This is a genomic window from Mesorhizobium sp. WSM4887 (assembly GCF_029625865.1).
In the GTDB taxonomy this organism is placed as follows: Bacteria; Pseudomonadota; Alphaproteobacteria; order Rhizobiales; family Rhizobiaceae; genus Mesorhizobium.
The window spans coordinates 213714-229282 of sequence record NZ_JARTVP010000003.1 but is presented as its reverse complement, the minus strand read 5'-3'; the positions used below and the strand labels follow the sequence as shown (position 1 = coordinate 229282).

Annotated in this window: 13 protein-coding genes; 2 read left to right on the top strand and 11 right to left on the bottom strand. The window is 63.7% G+C overall.

Translation table 11 applies throughout. The annotated features are described in order from the left end of the window. Nucleotides 1-217: 217 nt before the first annotated feature. The gene (gene xylF, locus P9230_RS14710; RefSeq protein ID WP_127324922.1) at nucleotides 218-1258 is read right to left on the bottom strand and encodes a D-xylose ABC transporter substrate-binding protein; all 1041 of its coding nucleotides are present in this window, start codon (nucleotides 1256-1258) and stop codon (nucleotides 218-220) included. Nucleotides 1259-1605: 347 nt separating this feature from the next. On the opposite strand from xylF, the gene P9230_RS14705 reads away from it, so the two are divergent. Continuing rightward, nucleotides 1606-2841, top strand: coding sequence for an ROK family transcriptional regulator (locus tag P9230_RS14705; protein WP_278119666.1), 1236 nt, complete (start codon nucleotides 1606-1608; stop codon nucleotides 2839-2841). 316 nt (nucleotides 2842-3157) lie between these two features. Here the strand turns inward: P9230_RS14705 and phoB are convergent, their stop codons facing one another. The 7 genes from phoB to P9230_RS14670 form a co-directional block, all read right to left on the bottom strand. Next, the gene (phoB, locus tag P9230_RS14700) at nucleotides 3158-3847 is read right to left on the bottom strand and encodes a phosphate regulon transcriptional regulator PhoB (RefSeq protein ID WP_010911896.1); all 690 of its coding nucleotides are present in this window, start codon (nucleotides 3845-3847) and stop codon (nucleotides 3158-3160) included. A gap of 19 nt (nucleotides 3848-3866) precedes the next feature. Then, on the bottom strand, nucleotides 3867-4571 hold the full coding sequence (phoU, locus tag P9230_RS14695) for a phosphate signaling complex protein PhoU (RefSeq protein ID WP_278119664.1): 705 nt from the start codon (nucleotides 4569-4571) through the stop codon (nucleotides 3867-3869). Nucleotides 4572-4591: 20 nt separating this feature from the next. Next, nucleotides 4592-5395 (bottom strand): phosphate ABC transporter ATP-binding protein PstB, encoded by an 804-nt coding sequence (gene pstB, locus P9230_RS14690; RefSeq protein WP_278119662.1) that lies wholly within the window; start codon nucleotides 5393-5395, stop codon nucleotides 4592-4594. Further along, nucleotides 5392-6243 (bottom strand): phosphate ABC transporter permease PstA, encoded by an 852-nt coding sequence (gene pstA / locus P9230_RS14685; RefSeq protein ID WP_095824034.1) that lies wholly within the window; start codon nucleotides 6241-6243, stop codon nucleotides 5392-5394. The genes pstB and pstA overlap by 4 nt, the downstream gene beginning before the upstream one ends. A 3-nt stretch (nucleotides 6244-6246) precedes the next feature. Beyond that, nucleotides 6247-7233 carry a phosphate ABC transporter permease subunit PstC gene (gene pstC, locus P9230_RS14680; protein WP_278119660.1) on the bottom strand — a complete coding sequence of 329 codons (987 nt, stop codon included), beginning with the start codon at nucleotides 7231-7233 and terminating at the stop codon, nucleotides 6247-6249. A gap of 62 nt (nucleotides 7234-7295) precedes the next feature. Further along, nucleotides 7296-8354 carry a phosphate ABC transporter substrate-binding protein PstS gene (pstS, locus tag P9230_RS14675; protein WP_095799836.1) on the bottom strand — a complete coding sequence of 353 codons (1059 nt, stop codon included), beginning with the start codon at nucleotides 8352-8354 and terminating at the stop codon, nucleotides 7296-7298. A gap of 518 nt (nucleotides 8355-8872) precedes the next feature. Continuing rightward, nucleotides 8873-12250: a response regulator gene (locus tag P9230_RS14670; RefSeq protein WP_278119657.1), complete on the bottom strand. Its 3378-nt coding sequence runs from the start codon at nucleotides 12248-12250 to the stop codon at nucleotides 8873-8875. Between the two features lie 640 nt (nucleotides 12251-12890). Here P9230_RS14670 and P9230_RS14665 point away from each other — a divergent pair. Then, the gene (locus P9230_RS14665) at nucleotides 12891-13112 is read left to right on the top strand and encodes a hypothetical protein (RefSeq protein WP_067319298.1); all 222 of its coding nucleotides are present in this window, start codon (nucleotides 12891-12893) and stop codon (nucleotides 13110-13112) included. Nucleotides 13113-13199: 87 nt separating this feature from the next. On the opposite strand, the gene P9230_RS14660 is transcribed toward P9230_RS14665, so the two are convergent. The 3 genes from P9230_RS14660 to P9230_RS14650 all read right to left on the bottom strand — a co-directional run bounded on the left by P9230_RS14660 (nucleotide 13200) and on the right by P9230_RS14650 (nucleotide 15350). Beyond that, nucleotides 13200-13589 carry a hypothetical protein gene (locus P9230_RS14660; protein WP_067002225.1) on the bottom strand — a complete coding sequence of 130 codons (390 nt, stop codon included), beginning with the start codon at nucleotides 13587-13589 and terminating at the stop codon, nucleotides 13200-13202. A 255-nt stretch (nucleotides 13590-13844) separates the two neighbouring features. Then, on the bottom strand, nucleotides 13845-14747 hold the full coding sequence (locus P9230_RS14655; protein WP_127247167.1) for a glutathione S-transferase family protein: 903 nt from the start codon (nucleotides 14745-14747) through the stop codon (nucleotides 13845-13847). Between the two features lie 21 nt (nucleotides 14748-14768). Beyond that, nucleotides 14769-15350 carry a VOC family protein gene (locus P9230_RS14650; RefSeq protein ID WP_067319302.1) on the bottom strand — a complete coding sequence of 194 codons (582 nt, stop codon included), beginning with the start codon at nucleotides 15348-15350 and terminating at the stop codon, nucleotides 14769-14771. Between the last annotated feature and the right edge of the window lie 219 nt (nucleotides 15351-15569).

Genomic DNA, 15569 nt, shown 5'->3' with positions numbered 1-15569 from the left:
TGCCGTCTGGCGCGATGCCGGACCACGATGCTAGAGCAATTCCAGGAAAAGTGCGTGGCCGCCTGGAATTGCGCGGAAACAAACGGCTGGAGCAGTTCGGCGATCCTGCCGGACAGTGAACTGCCCCAATGGTCTCCGGCTTCAGTACGCCCGAAAGCCTTTGGAGAAACGCCGCGGCTGTCGGGCCGCGGCGCTGCGTTTGAACCTGACGGCCAGCTTAGTTGCAGACCGCGACGCTGCCGGCGGCAACGCCCGCGCAGACTTCATCCTTCTTGATCCAACCCGCGTCGATGACGAGGTTGAGATTATCCTTGGTGATTGCGACCGGGGTCAGGAACAGCGACTTGACGGTGTTGCCGCCAGGCGTCGTGAAGTCCTTGGCGCCCGCGATGTCGGTCATCTTCTTGCCGTCGGCGAGCTGCGAGGCGATCTCGGCGGCGTGCTTGCCGAGCTCGCGCGCGTCCTTCCACACCGACACCGTCTGGGTGCCGAGCGCGATGCGGTTGAGCGCGGCATGGTCGCCGTCCTGGCCCGAGACCGGAACGGTGCCGGCCAGCCCTTGCGCCGTCAGAGCCGCGACGACGCCGCCGGCGGTGCCGTCATTGGCCGCCACCACCGCGTCGACCTTGTTGTCGTTGGCGGTCAGGAACTGCTCCATGTTCTTCTGCGCATTGGCGGGAAGCCAGCCATCGGTATAGGCCTCGCCGACATTCTTGATCTTGCCGCTGTCGATGGCTTCCTTCAGCACTTCCATCGAGCCGGAGAACAGGAAATCGGCGTTCGGGTCGGCGCCCGAGCCCTTGATGAAGACGTAATTGCCCTCGGGCTTGGCCTTGAACACCTCGCGGGCCTGCATGCGGCCGACTTCCTTGTTGTCGAAGGTCAGATAAAACACGTCCTTGTTCTCAATCAGGCGGTCGTAGCCGACGACCGGAATGCCTTCGTCGAGTGCCTTCTGCACCGCCGGCCCGATCGCCGAGGCGTCCTGCGCCAGGATGATCAACGCATTGGCGCCCTGCGAGATCAGGCTTTCGACGTCGGTCAGCTGCTTGCCTGGATTGGACTGTGCGTCGGCGGATATGTACTTGTCGCCGGCGGCCTCGATCGCCTTCTTCATCGCCGCTTCGTCGGTCTTCCAGCGCTCTTCCTGGAAATTGGACCACGAAACGCCGATCACCTTGTCCTTCGCCTGCGCGACCGACGCCAACGTCAACGACATGGCGACGCCCGCCAGAATGGCGGCTGCGAATCTCTTCATGATATCCTCCCTGCGCCCCTCGCGGCGCGACCCAGACTGGCCCGAAGGCGATGAGGCTTTTTTTCGAGCCTCGAAAAAATACTGATCCAAGGCTAAGGCGCTGTCAACTGCAATTCTGACGGTTTTTGAGGTGGTCACGTACTTTTTTCGAGACCCGCAATAAATAATGACAGTGCCGACCGCTTCTGCCACTATCGCGGAACAGTTCGGGAGGAGGCGCAGCCCGGTCCACCGAAACTTGTAAGACCAGGACGGTTCGGGTGCCGGCGTGCGGGACTGAACCGATCTGGCGCGTCGCCGAGTCCTGTGCATGATCGAGAGGCCGCGCTGACTGGGAGGAGACAAAAATGTCGGTCGGAATCCGCCACGACGATCTGCGCCGGCGCAACCGCGCCATGGTGCTCTCGGCCGTGCGCCGGGCCGGCCAGCCGTCGCGCACGGAAATCGCCGCGACCACCGGGCTCAGCCATTCGACCATTTCGGCGATCTCTTCCGACCTGATCCAGGAAGGCGTCTTGGCCGAGAGCAAGCCGAGCGAGACCGCGTCTCTGAAGCGCGGCCGGCCACAGGTGGGCCTCGCGCTCAAGCCTGAGGCGGCGGCGGTGGTGACGGTGGTGCTGTCGCTCAATTTCCTCTCGGTCGCCGTTATCGATTATGCGGGCCAGGTCATCGCCGAGGAGCAGCGCCGCCTCGATACCCTCACCATGCCGCGCAACGAGCTGATCGGCGAATGCTTGGCGATCGTGCGGCGCCGGTTGGACGATCCGGACCTCGACGTCGGCAGCGTCGCCCGCATCGCCATGGGCATCCAGGGCATCACCGATTCCCATGCCCGCGCCATGCTATGGTCGCCGATCACGCCGCTGACCGACATTCCCTTCGCCGACATCCTGGAAAAGGAATTCGGCATTCCGGCCACCATGGAAAACGACTGCAACATGATGGCGGTGGCGCTGCAGTGGCGCGATCCCCACCGCTATCGCGACAATTTCATCGCCATCCTGCTCTCGCACGGCATCGGCATGGGCCTGGTGCTGAAGGGCGAGCTGTTCACCGGCACGCATTCTTCCGGCGGCGAGTTCGGCCACATGATCCATCGTCCGGGCGGCGCGCTCTGCCGTTGCGGACGCCGCGGCTGCGTCGAGGCCTATGCCGGCAACTACGCCATCTGGCGCAGCGCCATGAAGATGAGCGAGGACGCCGAGCCGGTCGATGTCGGCGACGCCGACATGCGGGCGCTCGCCGCCAAGGCGCGCGAGACGGATGGCCCGGAGCGCGAGGCCTATCGCCGGGCCGGCGAGGCGCTGGGCTTCGGCCTTGGCAGCCTGTTCGCGCTGATCGACCCGGCGCCGGTCGCCATGGTCGGCGTCAGCGCCGCCGCCTTTGACCTGATCGAGCCGGCGCTGCGCGAGGCGATCGGCCAGACCGCCGGAGGCCAGCATTCAAACTCGATCTCCTTCGATACCGAGCCGAACGAATTGCCGCTGATCCGCGAAGGCTGCGCCGTGCGCGCGCTGACCTTCGTCGACCAGGAGATTTTCGCCCCGGGCGTGCAGGCAAGAGCGGGCAAGAACGTGGCCTGAGCAGCTTCGATAGCGATCGTTGGCTTCTGTGCGTCCTGCAGACGCCGGAGATTAGCGAAGGCCCCGCAGCTTCGTCATTCCAGGGCGGAGCAGGAGCGAAGCTCCGTCGCGGAGACCCTGGAATCCATGCCATTACCTCAATCGTCGGATGAGCGGAGCAGAATTTCTGCACCGCCGCGGCGCGTGGAAGTCGCGTGGATCGTCGGGTCTGCGCCGCGTCGCGACGCTTCGTGCTCCGCCCGTGGACGGCGAAGCACCAGCGTCTCGATAACCCGCCAGCGCAGATAGAACCCGTCAGACCTTCGGTGCCCTGGATCTAATCTTCCCTGATCGCGTAGCCCGCCCCACGGATGGTACGTATGACGTCCGGCATCCGGCCGTTGTTGACCGCCTTGCGCAGGCGTCCGACATGCACGTCCACGGTGCGCTCGTCGATATAGATCGTCTCGCCCCATACATTGTCGAGCAGCTGGCTGCGCGAGAACACCCGGCCGGGATGCCGCATCATGAATTCCAGCAGCCTGAACTCGGTCGGGCCGAGCCGGATCTCGCTCTTCTTGCGGTAGACGCGATGCGATTCGCGATCGAGCACGATGTCGCCGACCTTGAGCACGCTGGACAGCACCTCCGGCTTGGCGCGGCGCAGCAGCGCCTTGACCCTGGCCATGAATTCCGGCGTCGAGAACGGCTTGACCAGATAGTCGTCGGCGCCGGTCGAGAGGCCGCGCACCCTGTCGCTTTCCTCGCCGCGCGCGGTCAGCATGATGATCGGCAGGCGTTCGGTCTCGGGCCGCATCCTGAGGCGCCGGCAAAGCTCGATGCCGGACACCGCCGGCACCATCCAGTCGAGCACCAGAAGGTCGGGCACATTCTCCTGCAGGCGGATCTCGGCCTCGTCGCCGCGGGTCACCACCTCGACCTGATAGCCCTCGGATTCGAGGTTGTAGCGGAGCAGCACCCCCAGCGGTTCCTCGTCCTCCACCACCATGATGCGTGGCGCGATCATATAGCAGGCACCTTCGCTGTCAGGCCGCCGGCGCCGACATCGTCGTCTCGTCCTGCTTAGGACGATTCGCGGGCAATTGCGTGCCGGTCAGCACATAGTAGGCGTTCTCGGCGATGTTGGTGACGTGGTCGCCGATGCGCTCCAGATTCTTGGCGCAGAACAACAGATGCGTGCAAGCCGTGATGTTGCGCGGATCCTCCATCATGTAGGTCAGGAGCTCGCGGAAGACGGAGGTGTATTTGACGTCGATGCGCTCGTCGTCGTTGCGGAGCTTGGCGAGCGCCGTGGCGTCGCCGGCCGTGTATTCCTCGATCACGCCCTGCACTTGGATCAGCACCAGCTGCGCCATCGAATCGATGGAGTGCGAAAGGTCGCGCGGCGCGGCGCTGATGCCGACCGAGCCGACGCGCTTAGCGATGTTCTTGGCAAGGTCGCCGATGCGCTCGAGATCGCCGGCCATCCGGATGGCGCCAACGACGCTGCGCAGGTCGTCGGCCATCGGCTGGCGTTTGGCAATCAGCGTGATGGCGCGATGGTCGAGCTCGCGTTGGCGCGCGTCCATGATGGCATCGTCGGAGACCACGCGCTGCGCCAGCGCGTTGTCGGAATTCAGCAGAGCCTTGGTCGACGCGCCGACCATCGAGCCGGCAAGATCGCCCATGTCGCGGATGAGCTGGCTGATCTGCCTCAGATCCTCGTCGAAGGAAGCGACCGTATGGGCCATGGTTATGTCCTCGTATGAACTCAGCCGAAGCGGCCGGTGATGTAGTCCTGCGTGCGCTTCTCGCGGGGCGAGGTGAAAATCTTTTCGGTCCGGTCGAATTCGATCAGCTCGCCGAGATACATGAACGCCGTCTGCCGCGAGACGCGCGCCGCCTGCTGCATGTTGTGGGTGACGATCACGATCGTGTAGTCGGCCTGCAGCTCGTCGATCAACTCCTCGATCTTGGCGGTCGAGAGCGGATCGAGCGCCGATGCCGGCTCGTCCAGCAGGATGACCTCCGGCTTCACCGCCACCGTGCGGGCGATGCAGAGCCGCTGCTGCTGGCCGCCCGAAAGGCTCTGGCCGCTGGCGTTGAGCTTGTCCTTGACCTCGTTCCACAGCGCGGCGCGCTTCAGCGCCTGTTCGACGCGATTGTCCATCTCGGCCTTGCTGATCTTCTCATATAACCTGACGCCGAAGGCAATGTTCTCGTAGATCGACATCGGGAACGGCGTCGGCTTCTGGAACACCATGCCGATCTTGGTCCTGAGCAGGTTGAGGTCCTGCGAGCGGTCGAGGATGTTCTTGCCGTCGAGCAGCACCTGGCCTTCGGCGCTCTGCTTCGGGTAGAGCTCGTAGATGCGGTTGAGCACGCGCAGCAGCGTCGACTTTCCGCAGCCCGAAGGTCCGATGAAGGCGGTGACGCTGCGCTCGGGCAGCGACAGGTTGATGTCCTTCAGCGCCTTCGACTGGCCATAGTAGAAGTTGAGGTTCTTGACCTCGATCTTGGCCTTCTCGGCGGTCGTCTCGCCTACGTTCAGGTCGGTGGACAACATCGGTTTCATCTGTCCTCTCTGCGTCCGGTAAGGCTGCGGGCGAAGATGCTCAGCCCGAGAACCGTCAGGGTGATTATCAGTGCGCCCGTCCAGGCCAGTTGCTGCCATTCCTCATAAGGGCTCAGCGCAAACTGGAAGATGGTCACCGGCAGGCTGGCCATCGGCGCGTTGAGATTGCTCGACCAGAACTGGTTGTTGAGCGCGGTGAAGAGCAGCGGCGCCGTCTCGCCCGAAATCCGGGCGATCGCCAGCAATATACCGGTGACGATGCCGGACAGTGCGGCGCGATAGGCGACCGAGCGGATCACCACCCAGCGCGGCGCGCCGATGGCGGTGCCGGCCTCGCGCAGCGCGTTGGGCACAAGGTTCAGCATGTCCTCGGTGGTGCGCACGACGACGGGGATCACCAGGATCGACAGCGCCACCGCGCCGGCGATCGCCGAGAAATGACCCATCGGCCGCACCATCAGCTCGTAGACGAACAGGCCGACAATGATCGATGGCGCCGACAACAGGATGTCGTTGATGAAGCGCACCACCGTCGTGAGGCGCGAGAAGCGCCCGTACTCGGCCATATAGGTGCCGGCGAGCACGCCGATCGGCGTGCCGACGACGATGCCGATCACGGTCATCACGATGCTGCCGTAGATGGCGTTGAGCAGGCCGCCGGCGTCGCCGGGCGGCGGTGTCATTTCCGTGAACACCGAAAGCGAGACACCCGAGAGCCCCTTATAGAGAAGGGCGCCGAGGATCAGCGCCAGCCAGACGAGGCCGATGCCCGCCGCTATGGTGCACAGTGCCATCATCACGGCGTTCTTGCGCTTCCGGCTTCGGTGGAGCGATGCGGCTGTCGACATCGGTCAGGCTCCCGTGCGGCTATCGATGCGCAACAGCATGTAGCGTGCGAGCGCGAGGATGATGAAGGTGATGATGAACAGGATCAGTCCGAGCGCCACCAGTGAGGACGTGTAAAGCTCGCCGTCGGCTTCGGTGAATTCGTTGGCGATGGTCGCCGAGATCGTCGTACCGGGCGCAAACAGCGAGGCGCTGATGCGGTGCGCATTGCCGATGACGAAGGTGACGGCCATCGTCTCGCCGAGCGCGCGGCCAAGACCGAGCATGACGCCGCCCATGATGCCGACCCGCGTATAGGGGATGACCACACGCCGGGTCACTTCCCAGGTCGTGCAGCCGATGCCGTAGGCCGATTCCTTCAGCACCGCTGGCACCGTGTCGAACACGTCCTTGGTGATCGAGGTGATGAAGGGCAGCACCATGATGGCGAGGATCAGCGACGACGTCAGGAGGCCGATGCCGTAGGGCGGACCGGCAAACAGGCTGGCGAGACCCGGTATGCCGTGGAAAAGATTGATGATGAATGGCTGTACCGTCGTCTGCAGGAATGGCGCGAAGACGAACAGGCCCCAGATGCCGTAAATGATCGAGGGAATGCCGGCGAGCAGCTCGACCGCGATGCCGATCGGGCGCCTGAGCGGGCGCGGGCAGAGCTCGGTCAGGAAGACGGCGATGCCGATGCCGATCGGCACGGCAAGGAGGATGGCGATGGCCGAGGTGACGACGGTGCCGTAGATGGGCGCGAGCGCGCCGAAATTCTCGGTGACCGGATTCCAGGATTCAGTCGTCAGGAAGGAGAAGCCGAACTTCGACAGCGCCTCCCACGAGCCGGCGATCAGCGAGACCGCGACGCCGCCGAGAAGAAGCAGCACGAGTATGGCGGAGAGGCGCGTGACCGTTCGGAAGATCGTGTCGGTCAGGGCGAAGCGGCGCACCGTCGCTTCCCTGGTCCGTATGGCGGACGATGTCACGGCTTCGGAAACGGCTGTCATTTGCCCTCGCATTTCGAAAGAGACAGGAGGGCGCCCGAGGCGCCCTCCTTATTCCGGAGGAATTACATGCCGGAGTAGAGCGGCTTGCCGTTGCTGTCGACGATGTCCTTGCTCCACATTTCCTCGACGCTCTTCACGACCGCGTCGGGCATCGGAACATAGTCCAGCTCGGCGGCCATGTCGTCGCCCTTGGCGTAGGACCAGGCGAAGAACTTGAGCGCTTCGGTGGTGGCCGACGCATCGTCGGGCTTCTGGTAGACGAGGATCCAGGTCGCGGAGGTCATCGGCCAGCTTTCAGCACCAGCCTGGTTGGCCAGGATGACGCCGTAGCCAGGCTTGGAGCTCCAGTCGGCATTGGCTGCAGCGGCCGAGAACGCGGCAGCGGTCGGCTCTACCTTCTTGCCATCCTTATTGATCAGGTCGGTATAGGTGAGCTTGTTCTGCTTAGCATAGGCATACTCGACATAACCGATCGCGCCACCGGTCTGCGCGACGTTGTTGGCGACGCCCTCGTTGCCCTTGGCGCCGATGCCCACCGGCCACTCGAGCGCGGTATTGACGCCGACCTTCGACTTCCAGTCGGCGCTGACTTCGGCCAGATAGTAGCTGAAGTTGAACGTGGTGCCCGAGCCGTCGGAACGGTGCACGACCGCGATCGCCTGGTCGGGCAGCTTGACGTCGGGGTTGAGCTTCTTGATCGCCTCGTCATTCCAGTTGGTGATCTTGCCGACGAAGATGTCGGCCAGCGTCGGGCCGTCGAGCACCAGTTCGCCCGGCTTGACACCTTCGAGGTTGACGACCGGAACGATGCCGCCCATCACCATCGGGAACTGCGCGAGCCCGGTCGACTTGAGATCCTCGCCCTTGAGCGGCGCGTCCGAGGCGCCGAAGGTCACGGTCTTGGCCTTGATCTGCTTGATGCCGCCACCGGAGCCGATCGACTGATAGTTGAGACCGATGCCGGTCTCCTTTTTGTAGACGTCGGCCCACTTGGCGTAGATCGGATAGGGGAAGGTAGCGCCGGCACCGGAGATGTCGGCCGCCATAGCGGCGGAGAGGGAAAGCGTGGATGCCGCAGCCATTGCAATCGCAACGGCCGCCGAGCGGATGAAATGTCTCATGTGGCCTGCTCCTGTTCGGAATATGGTCTTTCGGCAACCCTTTTCTGTCGGCGCCTGACGAGCGCAATAGACGTCGATTATTACAGTCGCATGACAGTTTCGTGTCAGCCCGGTAACGCCTGAACGGGGATGCCTTGGGGGGGCCTGCGGCCGCCATTTGCGGACCCAGCCGAAGTTTGCCGCGGGAATCAGTAGCTTGTCCGACTTTTGAATCAAAAATTATCCCGGCGGCCGGATCTCCGGCCGCCGGGAAATAAAATCCGGACGAGAGCGCGTTGCCTGTGCGCCAGAGCGGATCATGGCCTGGCCATCGCCGAAAACAGGTCCGTTGGGGTAGAGTCGACGCTGTTCCTTGCCGGCGGTCGCTGCTCCCGCCCGTAACCGAAGGGCGGAATCGACAGCAGCCATTGTCCTGACCTGGCCTTCATTTTGTATGGTGCGATCACACCATACGTCTGCGTTGGACGCAGATGACGGACCTCGTCGATGACGCCGTGAACGGCCGCGCAGAAAGGCTGTTATCCGGCGCTGCGGCGGACTTCCGCGTCCGACCCGAGCCATCTTTCAAGCTTCTCGAGCAGCGCCTTCGGGCTGATCGGCTTCGGCAGGTAATCGTCCATGCCGGCTTCCAGGCAGCGCTCGCGGTCGCCCTTCAGTGCATGCGCGGTGACGCCGACGATCGGCACATGCGTGCCCATCTCGGCTTCGAGCCGGCGGATGGCCGCGGTCGCCTCCAGGCCGCTCATCTCGGGCATCGACACATCCATCAGGATCATGCGCGGGTTAAGCCTGCCGAAGGCGTCCAGCGCCTTGCGGCCGTTGCCGACGATTTCGAACTGGTATCCGGTCTCGCCCAGGATTTGCGTGAACACCATCTGGTTCACCTCGTTGTCCTCGGCGACGAGAATGTCGAGCCCGGCCTCCGCGCCGGCCAGGCGTGCACGGGCACGCGCCGGCGGCGGCTGCAGCAGGACGCGATCCGCCGCGGTCGCCTGCGCCGTGGACGCCTGCGGCGCGCCGGCCCCGGTCTCGACGTCGCCGGTCAAGGCCGGATGGATGGCCGCCGTGCTGTGGCGATGACGCTGGATGGTGGCGACCACCGTCTCCAGCAAGATCGAGGAGCGCGCCGGCTTGATCAGCTGCGCATCGATGCCGAGATCGCGGTAGGCGGCGCTGGCTAGCGACTGGTCGACCGAGGTCAGCATGATGATCGGCGTGTGCGCGAGGCCAGCGGTGTTGCGCACGATGCGCGCCATTTCGGCGCCGGTCATGCCCGGCATCTGGTAGTCGAGCACGACGCAGTCGACAGGCACGCCGTAGGCGGCAGCCGCAATCAGCACCTTCAGTCCCTCGGCGCCGCTTTCGGCCGCGCAGGAATCGAAGGTCCACGAAGCCATCTGCTCGCTGAGGATCGCGCGGTTGACGGCATTGTCGTCGACGATCAGCACGCGCGCGCCGGTCACGTCGACCGGCATGATCCGCTGCCCGCCTCGCTCGGCCCGCGGCAGCGTGACGGTGAACCAGAAGGTCGAGCCCTTGCCCTCGGCGCTGTCGACGCCGATCTCGCCGCCCATCAGCTCGACCAGCCGCGAGGTGATGGCAAGGCCGAGCCCGGTGCCCTCGTGCCGTCTTGTCGAGGAGGTGTCGACCTGGCTGAATTTCTCGAACACCAGCTTCAGCTTGTCTTCGGGAATGCCGATGCCGGTATCGGTGACCGAAATGGCGAGCTTCGTCCCCGACGGAACCCGCTCGCCGGTCACGTCGACCAGCACATGGCCCTTGTCGGTGAACTTCACCGCATTGCCGAGCAGGTTGGTGACGATCTGCCGGATCCGGCCGACGTCGCCGACGAACTGCCCGTCGAGCCCGGGCTGGACGCGAACGATGAGCTCGAGGTCCTTTTCCTTGGCGCGGGTCGACACCAGCGTCGCCACATCCTCGATCGCTTCGGCAAGGTTGAAGGGCGCCGGGTCGAGCACGAGCTGGCCGGCGTCGATCTTGGAGAAGTCGAGGATGTCGTTGATGATGGTGAGCAACGCGTTGCCCGATTTGACGATGATGTCGGTGAACGTCCTCTGCTTTGGGTCGAGGTCCGACTTTGCGAGCAACTCGGCCATGCCGAGCACGCCGTTCATCGGCGTACGGATCTCGTGGCTCATATTGGCGAGGAACTCCGACTTGGCGCGGTCGGCAAGCACGGCACGCCGGCGCGCCTCGCTGAGCTCGGCCTCGCGCTGTTTCAGTTCCGTAATGTCCGTGGTCGACCCGATCAGATAGAGCGAACCGTCGGACGCGATCATCGCGCCCTTGCGCGCGAACTGGTGACGCACGCTGCCGTCCGGCAGCGTCACCTGTTCTTCGATCTCCTGCGTCTCGCCGGTGCGCAGCACCGCCAGGTCGCCGGCGACGAAAGCTTCGCCGTCCGCGCCGAAGATCTCGACGTCGGTCTTGCCGATCGCCTCTTCCTTGCTGAAGCCGGTGAGATCGCACCAGCCCTTGTTGACGTAGAATTGCCTTAGATCCGAACGCTTCGCGTAGATCGACACCGGCACGTTGTCGATCAGGTTGCGGAACACCTCGTTCTCGCTCATGCTTTCCTTGAGCGCCCGCTCGCGCGCCTTGACCTCGGTGATGTCGGTGCTGGAACCGACCAGATGCACCGATCCGTCGGTCGCGATGAGGCGGCTCTTGCGCGTCATCAGCTGCCGCACCGTGCCGTCGCGATGGGTGACAGGCTCCTCGACTTCGCGCCCCTTGCCGGTCGCGATGACCTCGGCATCGTCATGGCTGTAGCTTTCGGCGTCCTCGGCGCCGAAAAGCTGCCGGTCCGTCTTGCCGATGACGTCTTCCTTGGCAATGCCGGTCAGCGCGCACCAGGCCTTGTTGACGAACTCGATTGTAAGATCCTCGGCCTTGATGAACGCCGCCACCGGCAATTCGTCCATGACATGCCGGTAAAGGTCGATCTGCCGCATCGAGTCGCGCAGCGCCTTCTCGCGGGCCTTGATGTCGGAAATGTCGACGCGCACCCCTATGAACGTGCCGTCGTCCGCTCTCATGTCGTAGACCTGGAACCAACGACCGTCGGGATTGAGCCGTTCATAGGACGAATTGGGCAGGTGGTAACGCTTCAGCATGGCGTCGAGCCAGCGTTCTTTGTCGACACCATAGAGATTGTCGATCTCGACGTCGCCGCTCGACCGGAAATAGCCGGCGGAATGACCGAGAGCGAGCGCCTCGCGTAAGGTGCGGCCCGGCTGCCAGGCCGGCTTCAGCGCCGGCAAACTGTCATGCAGCTTGCGGTTGGCGAAGACGAATTCATCGTGGCGGTCATAGATGATGACGCCGGCCGGCAGCGACTCCAGCACCGTGGCGAGATTCTTGCGCGCATCCTCTGCCTCGGTCTCGCGATGCTTCATGTCGGTGATGTCGACATAGGAGATCAGACGCTTGCCGCCGGCAAGCGGTGCCAGCGAGGCGATCAGCACGCGGCCGTCATTGCGCGGCAACTGCCTGGAACCGGCAACGCCTGCCCGGATTTCGGCCTCGCGCTCGGCGATGTGGCGTTGCCAGCCCACCTCGTCGGCACCATAGGGGTCGGCGTCGCGGCTGGCCTCCATCAGCTCGCGGAAGCCGCAGCCGGCAGTGGCGCGAAGCGGATCGATCTTCCAGAAGTCGTAGAAGGCGCGGTTGATGATCTCCGCCCTGAGGTCGGCATCGAGGACAATGACGCCGATCGGCATCGAATCGACCATCAGGCGAAGATTGGCAAGCGCTTCCGAGGTCGCGGCCGCATGCTGATCGGGGGCGCGGGGGACCGCCGCCTCGCCGCGCTCGACCGCGCCTTCGAAAGAACGGGCGGCGCCCATCTCGAAAGTACCGTCCCTATCCGCCATCCCTACCCCCAGGCCGAACCCTCCCGGTTCGTCGGCGGAATGTGCCCGACAAGCATTAACGATCGGCTAACCTTAACGATTCGCAACCGAACACGCCCGTTGCCGTTAACGGGTTTTAGGCGGACGCCGGTCCGACCTCGCTGCGGTAATCCGTCCGTTGGCGAACCCACCGCTGCCGGGCTATAAAATCGGTGGGGGTATAGCTGATGCTTGGTCGAATGCTGACTTTTGTTCTCTGTCCGGCGCTGCTCGCGGCAAGCGGCTGCACGCGCAGCGACGACGGAACCGTCATCATTCCAAGCCGGATGGACGTCAGGCGCATTTGGGACAAGGCCCCGCCAGGAACAACAGCCTCGAGGCAGATCGCGACGGACGTGTTTCCTCAGCCGCCGATCGCCCCGGTGAGTTCCCCCAGTCGAAGACGTGTTTCGACGGCCCCTTCCTTTCAGCCGGATTTGGCTGATGCGTCCTCCCAGCCACAGAAGGCGCTCGCCTGCCGGAATGTCAGCGAACCCGGCAAGCGCTATCGCGTCGTCTGCGAGTAGCGTAGCAGCTACGATAAGATCGCGTGTTTCCTCACTGCGCGTGAAACCTTTGTGTGGCGTCTGGCGTTATCGGCGCAGCACGAAGGGGAGCGAAGATGTCTGTTCATTTCACCGTCTCAGGCCTGACCAGAAACCTGATCCATTCGCTTGGACTGGATCACGAGCGGGCCCCGAGGCGTCTGACACCCGAGCAAAATCTATTGTTGGAATGCTATCTGGCCGGCCAAATTCCGGAATCGGCCTGGAGCGACTACGTCTTCGAAATGCCGCAACTGGAAAAACACGCCAATGCCCGCCGCAGGCGCAATCCGGCGTAGCGCTGTCCAGCAACAAAGCGCCACCTAGAAAGCATAGCCGTTTTCTGTTGGAAATCGGCGAAGGCGAAACTGAGCAACTTGGCAGTTCTACTGCTGTATTGCTTTGGCGTTGTCCTTCGGCGAATTGAATTGAAGCGTAAAGATCTTCCCGGGAATTCCTTTTGCGAGGTCCGGCGAAAAGCTGAGCGGCAGGCAATTTCGCAGGGCGGCGGTCGCCGCGTCGACATAGGCCTGACGCGCCTTGTCATCCCCGTTGACCTTGATGGCCGTTGGCTTCGGCGGGCCGATCAGCGTGCCGTCGCGCTTGAAGCTGAAGCTCAAGGTGACCGAGGCAGTTCCGGCTTCGGCCGGCGGCGTCCAGCACGCCTGCAGCGCCGCGCCGACCTCGTTCATCGTGTTGAGCGATGCGGCATCTGCCGGAAAAGGCATCGCCAGCAGCGCGCCTGCGATCGCTGAAAGTCTAGCCGTGCTTCTCATGGCTTTGTCCTCGCCGCTTTCGCCCGTTCGCATGGTACGATCAACGACGCGGATGACAATAGAATTTCAACCGCGCCGGCACCCGATAAAATCATGCTGCCGTGACGCTGGCGCGCCGGCGGAAAAGCAAAAAGGCCGGCGCTGAGCCGACCTTTCCTTCTCCTCGGCAATCGCGCCAGTACATCCGTGGTCGCAGCGAGGACCGAGACACTAGACAAGGGTTTGGTTAACGAAACCCTAAACCTCGCGCATTTCTTAAGCCGTGGCCTGGGCCTTCACATGGGCGATGTAGCCGCGCACGTCGCCGGCCGGCTCAGCATAGGCCTTGCCGAGCTTCTTCTCGATCGCAGCCATATAGTCCTTCGCCCAGCTCGGCAGCGCATAGTCGATGACCGCCAGGAACTCCAGTGTCGCCGCCAGACGGATGTCGGCGATCGACGGGTTGTTGCCGCCGATGAAAGGCTTGCCGTCCCTGAAGAAGCTATGAAAGACCTCCAGCGGCTCGGCGATTGCGGCGATGGCAGCCTTTTGCGCCTCCGATTTCTTGTCGGGATGGGCATCGCTGTGGCCGACCTCGCCGGCATATTGCGGAAAGCCAAGTGCCGGATAAGTGGCCCTGGCCACATAGGGATAGAGCGTTCCGACCAGGTAGAACATGGCGCTGTCGACCATCGCCCGCTTGGCCGGCGCCTTCGGATAGAACTTGTCCAGCCCGTGCTTGTTGGCGAGGTACTGCATGATTGCGCAGCTTTCCCAAAGCACGCCTCTGGGAAGTCCTTTGTCCTCGATCATCGGAGTCAGATGCGCCGGGTTCCGCGCCAGGAATTCCGGCGTGCGCGTCAGGCCCCAGGCGTCGGTCTCGGCATGGTCGAGCCCGGCCGCTCGCGTGAACACCCGGACCGTCATGTTGTTGACGCTGGGCCTTAGCATGCTGAGCTTGACCGCGGGCTTCTTCGCCGGCTGCGCCTTGGCTTTAAGCGCTGCCTTTGCTGTTGCTTTAGGCGCGGCTTTTGCCGTCGCTTTAGGCGCGGCTTTTGCGGCCGGCCTGACTGCTTTGGCCGACATCTTGGCGGCAGTCACCTTTGCCGCCGGCTTTGCCATCTTCGCTGCCGGCTTGGCGGCGGCTTTCTTCGTTCCCTTCGTTGCAGCCTTTGCCATCTGGTCCTCCCTCTGACCTGTTCAGTATGGATTTTTCGCCGCCCGGTTCTCGGACAATGTTTCGCGCGATCGCTCGACCAGCGCCTGGATGGCGTCGGCAAGGTGCGCCTCGGCGATATTGTAGTCGCCGCGCGCAACGCGGATCTTGTGCGCCGCCATCAGCACGTCGGCATGGCTGAAGCCCGCGGGCGGCTCGAACCGGTAGGAGGCAAGCTCGATCAGCAGCCCAAGCGGATCCTCGAAATAGATCGAATCCATGAAGCCGCGATCCTTGACGCCGCTGTGCTTGATGGCGCGCTCGTCGAGCCGGCCGACTGCCTGCAGGAACGTCACGCGCGACACCGAGAACGCGATGTGGTGGACACAGCCGGTATCGGTCGGCGTGCGCCGCTTGACCGGGCTGCGGCTCTCGTCGGTGAAGACCGTGATCAGCCGGCCATCGCCCGGGTCGAAATAGAGGTGGCTTTCGCTCGCTTTGTCGAGATTGGGCTGCTCGAAGATGAATGGCATGCCGAGCACGCCTTCCCAGAAATCGATGGAGGTCTGGCGATCGGCGCCGACCAGCGTGATGTGATGGACGCCTTGCGACTGCAGTTTTTGCATCGGCTCCTCCCGGCGCCGCCGCGCCTGCCGCCGGACGATGTGGTCAGGCAGCCTTTAAATCGGCGCCCGGCAGGCGACCGCCGCACGGCTTCCCCTTGGTTCCGCAATCCGCATCCTGCTGGATCGCGGCCGAAACTTTGATTATCGGATGCTAATTCAATCCGAGGCGTTGCGCCAGAAGCGGCGCGCAGCATCGCACCAGCACGTCATCGCCGGCCG

Excerpts from the sequence above, each read along its gene's own strand:
- phoB (WP_010911896.1), bottom strand. The coding sequence starts at position 3,847 with ATGATCGCGCCACGCATCATGGTGGTGGAGGACGAGGAACCGCTGGGG.
- pstC (WP_278119660.1), bottom strand. The coding sequence starts at position 7,233 with ATGACAGCCGTTTCCGAAGCCGTGACATCGTCCGCCATACGGACCAGG.
- pstA (WP_095824034.1), bottom strand. The coding sequence starts at position 6,243 with ATGTCGACAGCCGCATCGCTCCACCGAAGCCGGAAGCGCAAGAACGCC.
- xylF (WP_127324922.1), bottom strand. The coding sequence starts at position 1,258 with ATGAAGAGATTCGCAGCCGCCATTCTGGCGGGCGTCGCCATGTCGTTG.
- phoU (WP_278119664.1), bottom strand. The coding sequence starts at position 4,571 with ATGGCCCATACGGTCGCTTCCTTCGACGAGGATCTGAGGCAGATCAGC.
- P9230_RS14665 (WP_067319298.1), top strand. The coding sequence starts at position 12,891 with ATGTCTGTTCATTTCACCGTCTCAGGCCTGACCAGAAACCTGATCCAT.
- P9230_RS14650 (WP_067319302.1), bottom strand. The coding sequence starts at position 15,350 with ATGCAAAAACTGCAGTCGCAAGGCGTCCATCACATCACGCTGGTCGGC.
- pstS (WP_095799836.1), bottom strand. The coding sequence starts at position 8,354 with ATGAGACATTTCATCCGCTCGGCGGCCGTTGCGATTGCAATGGCTGCG.
- P9230_RS14670 (WP_278119657.1), bottom strand. The coding sequence starts at position 12,250 with ATGGCGGATAGGGACGGTACTTTCGAGATGGGCGCCGCCCGTTCTTTC.
- P9230_RS14655 (WP_127247167.1), bottom strand. The coding sequence starts at position 14,747 with ATGGCAAAGGCTGCAACGAAGGGAACGAAGAAAGCCGCCGCCAAGCCG.
- P9230_RS14705 (WP_278119666.1), top strand. The coding sequence starts at position 1,606 with ATGTCGGTCGGAATCCGCCACGACGATCTGCGCCGGCGCAACCGCGCC.
- P9230_RS14660 (WP_067002225.1), bottom strand. The coding sequence starts at position 13,589 with ATGAGAAGCACGGCTAGACTTTCAGCGATCGCAGGCGCGCTGCTGGCG.
- pstB (WP_278119662.1), bottom strand. The coding sequence starts at position 5,395 with ATGAAACCGATGTTGTCCACCGACCTGAACGTAGGCGAGACGACCGCC.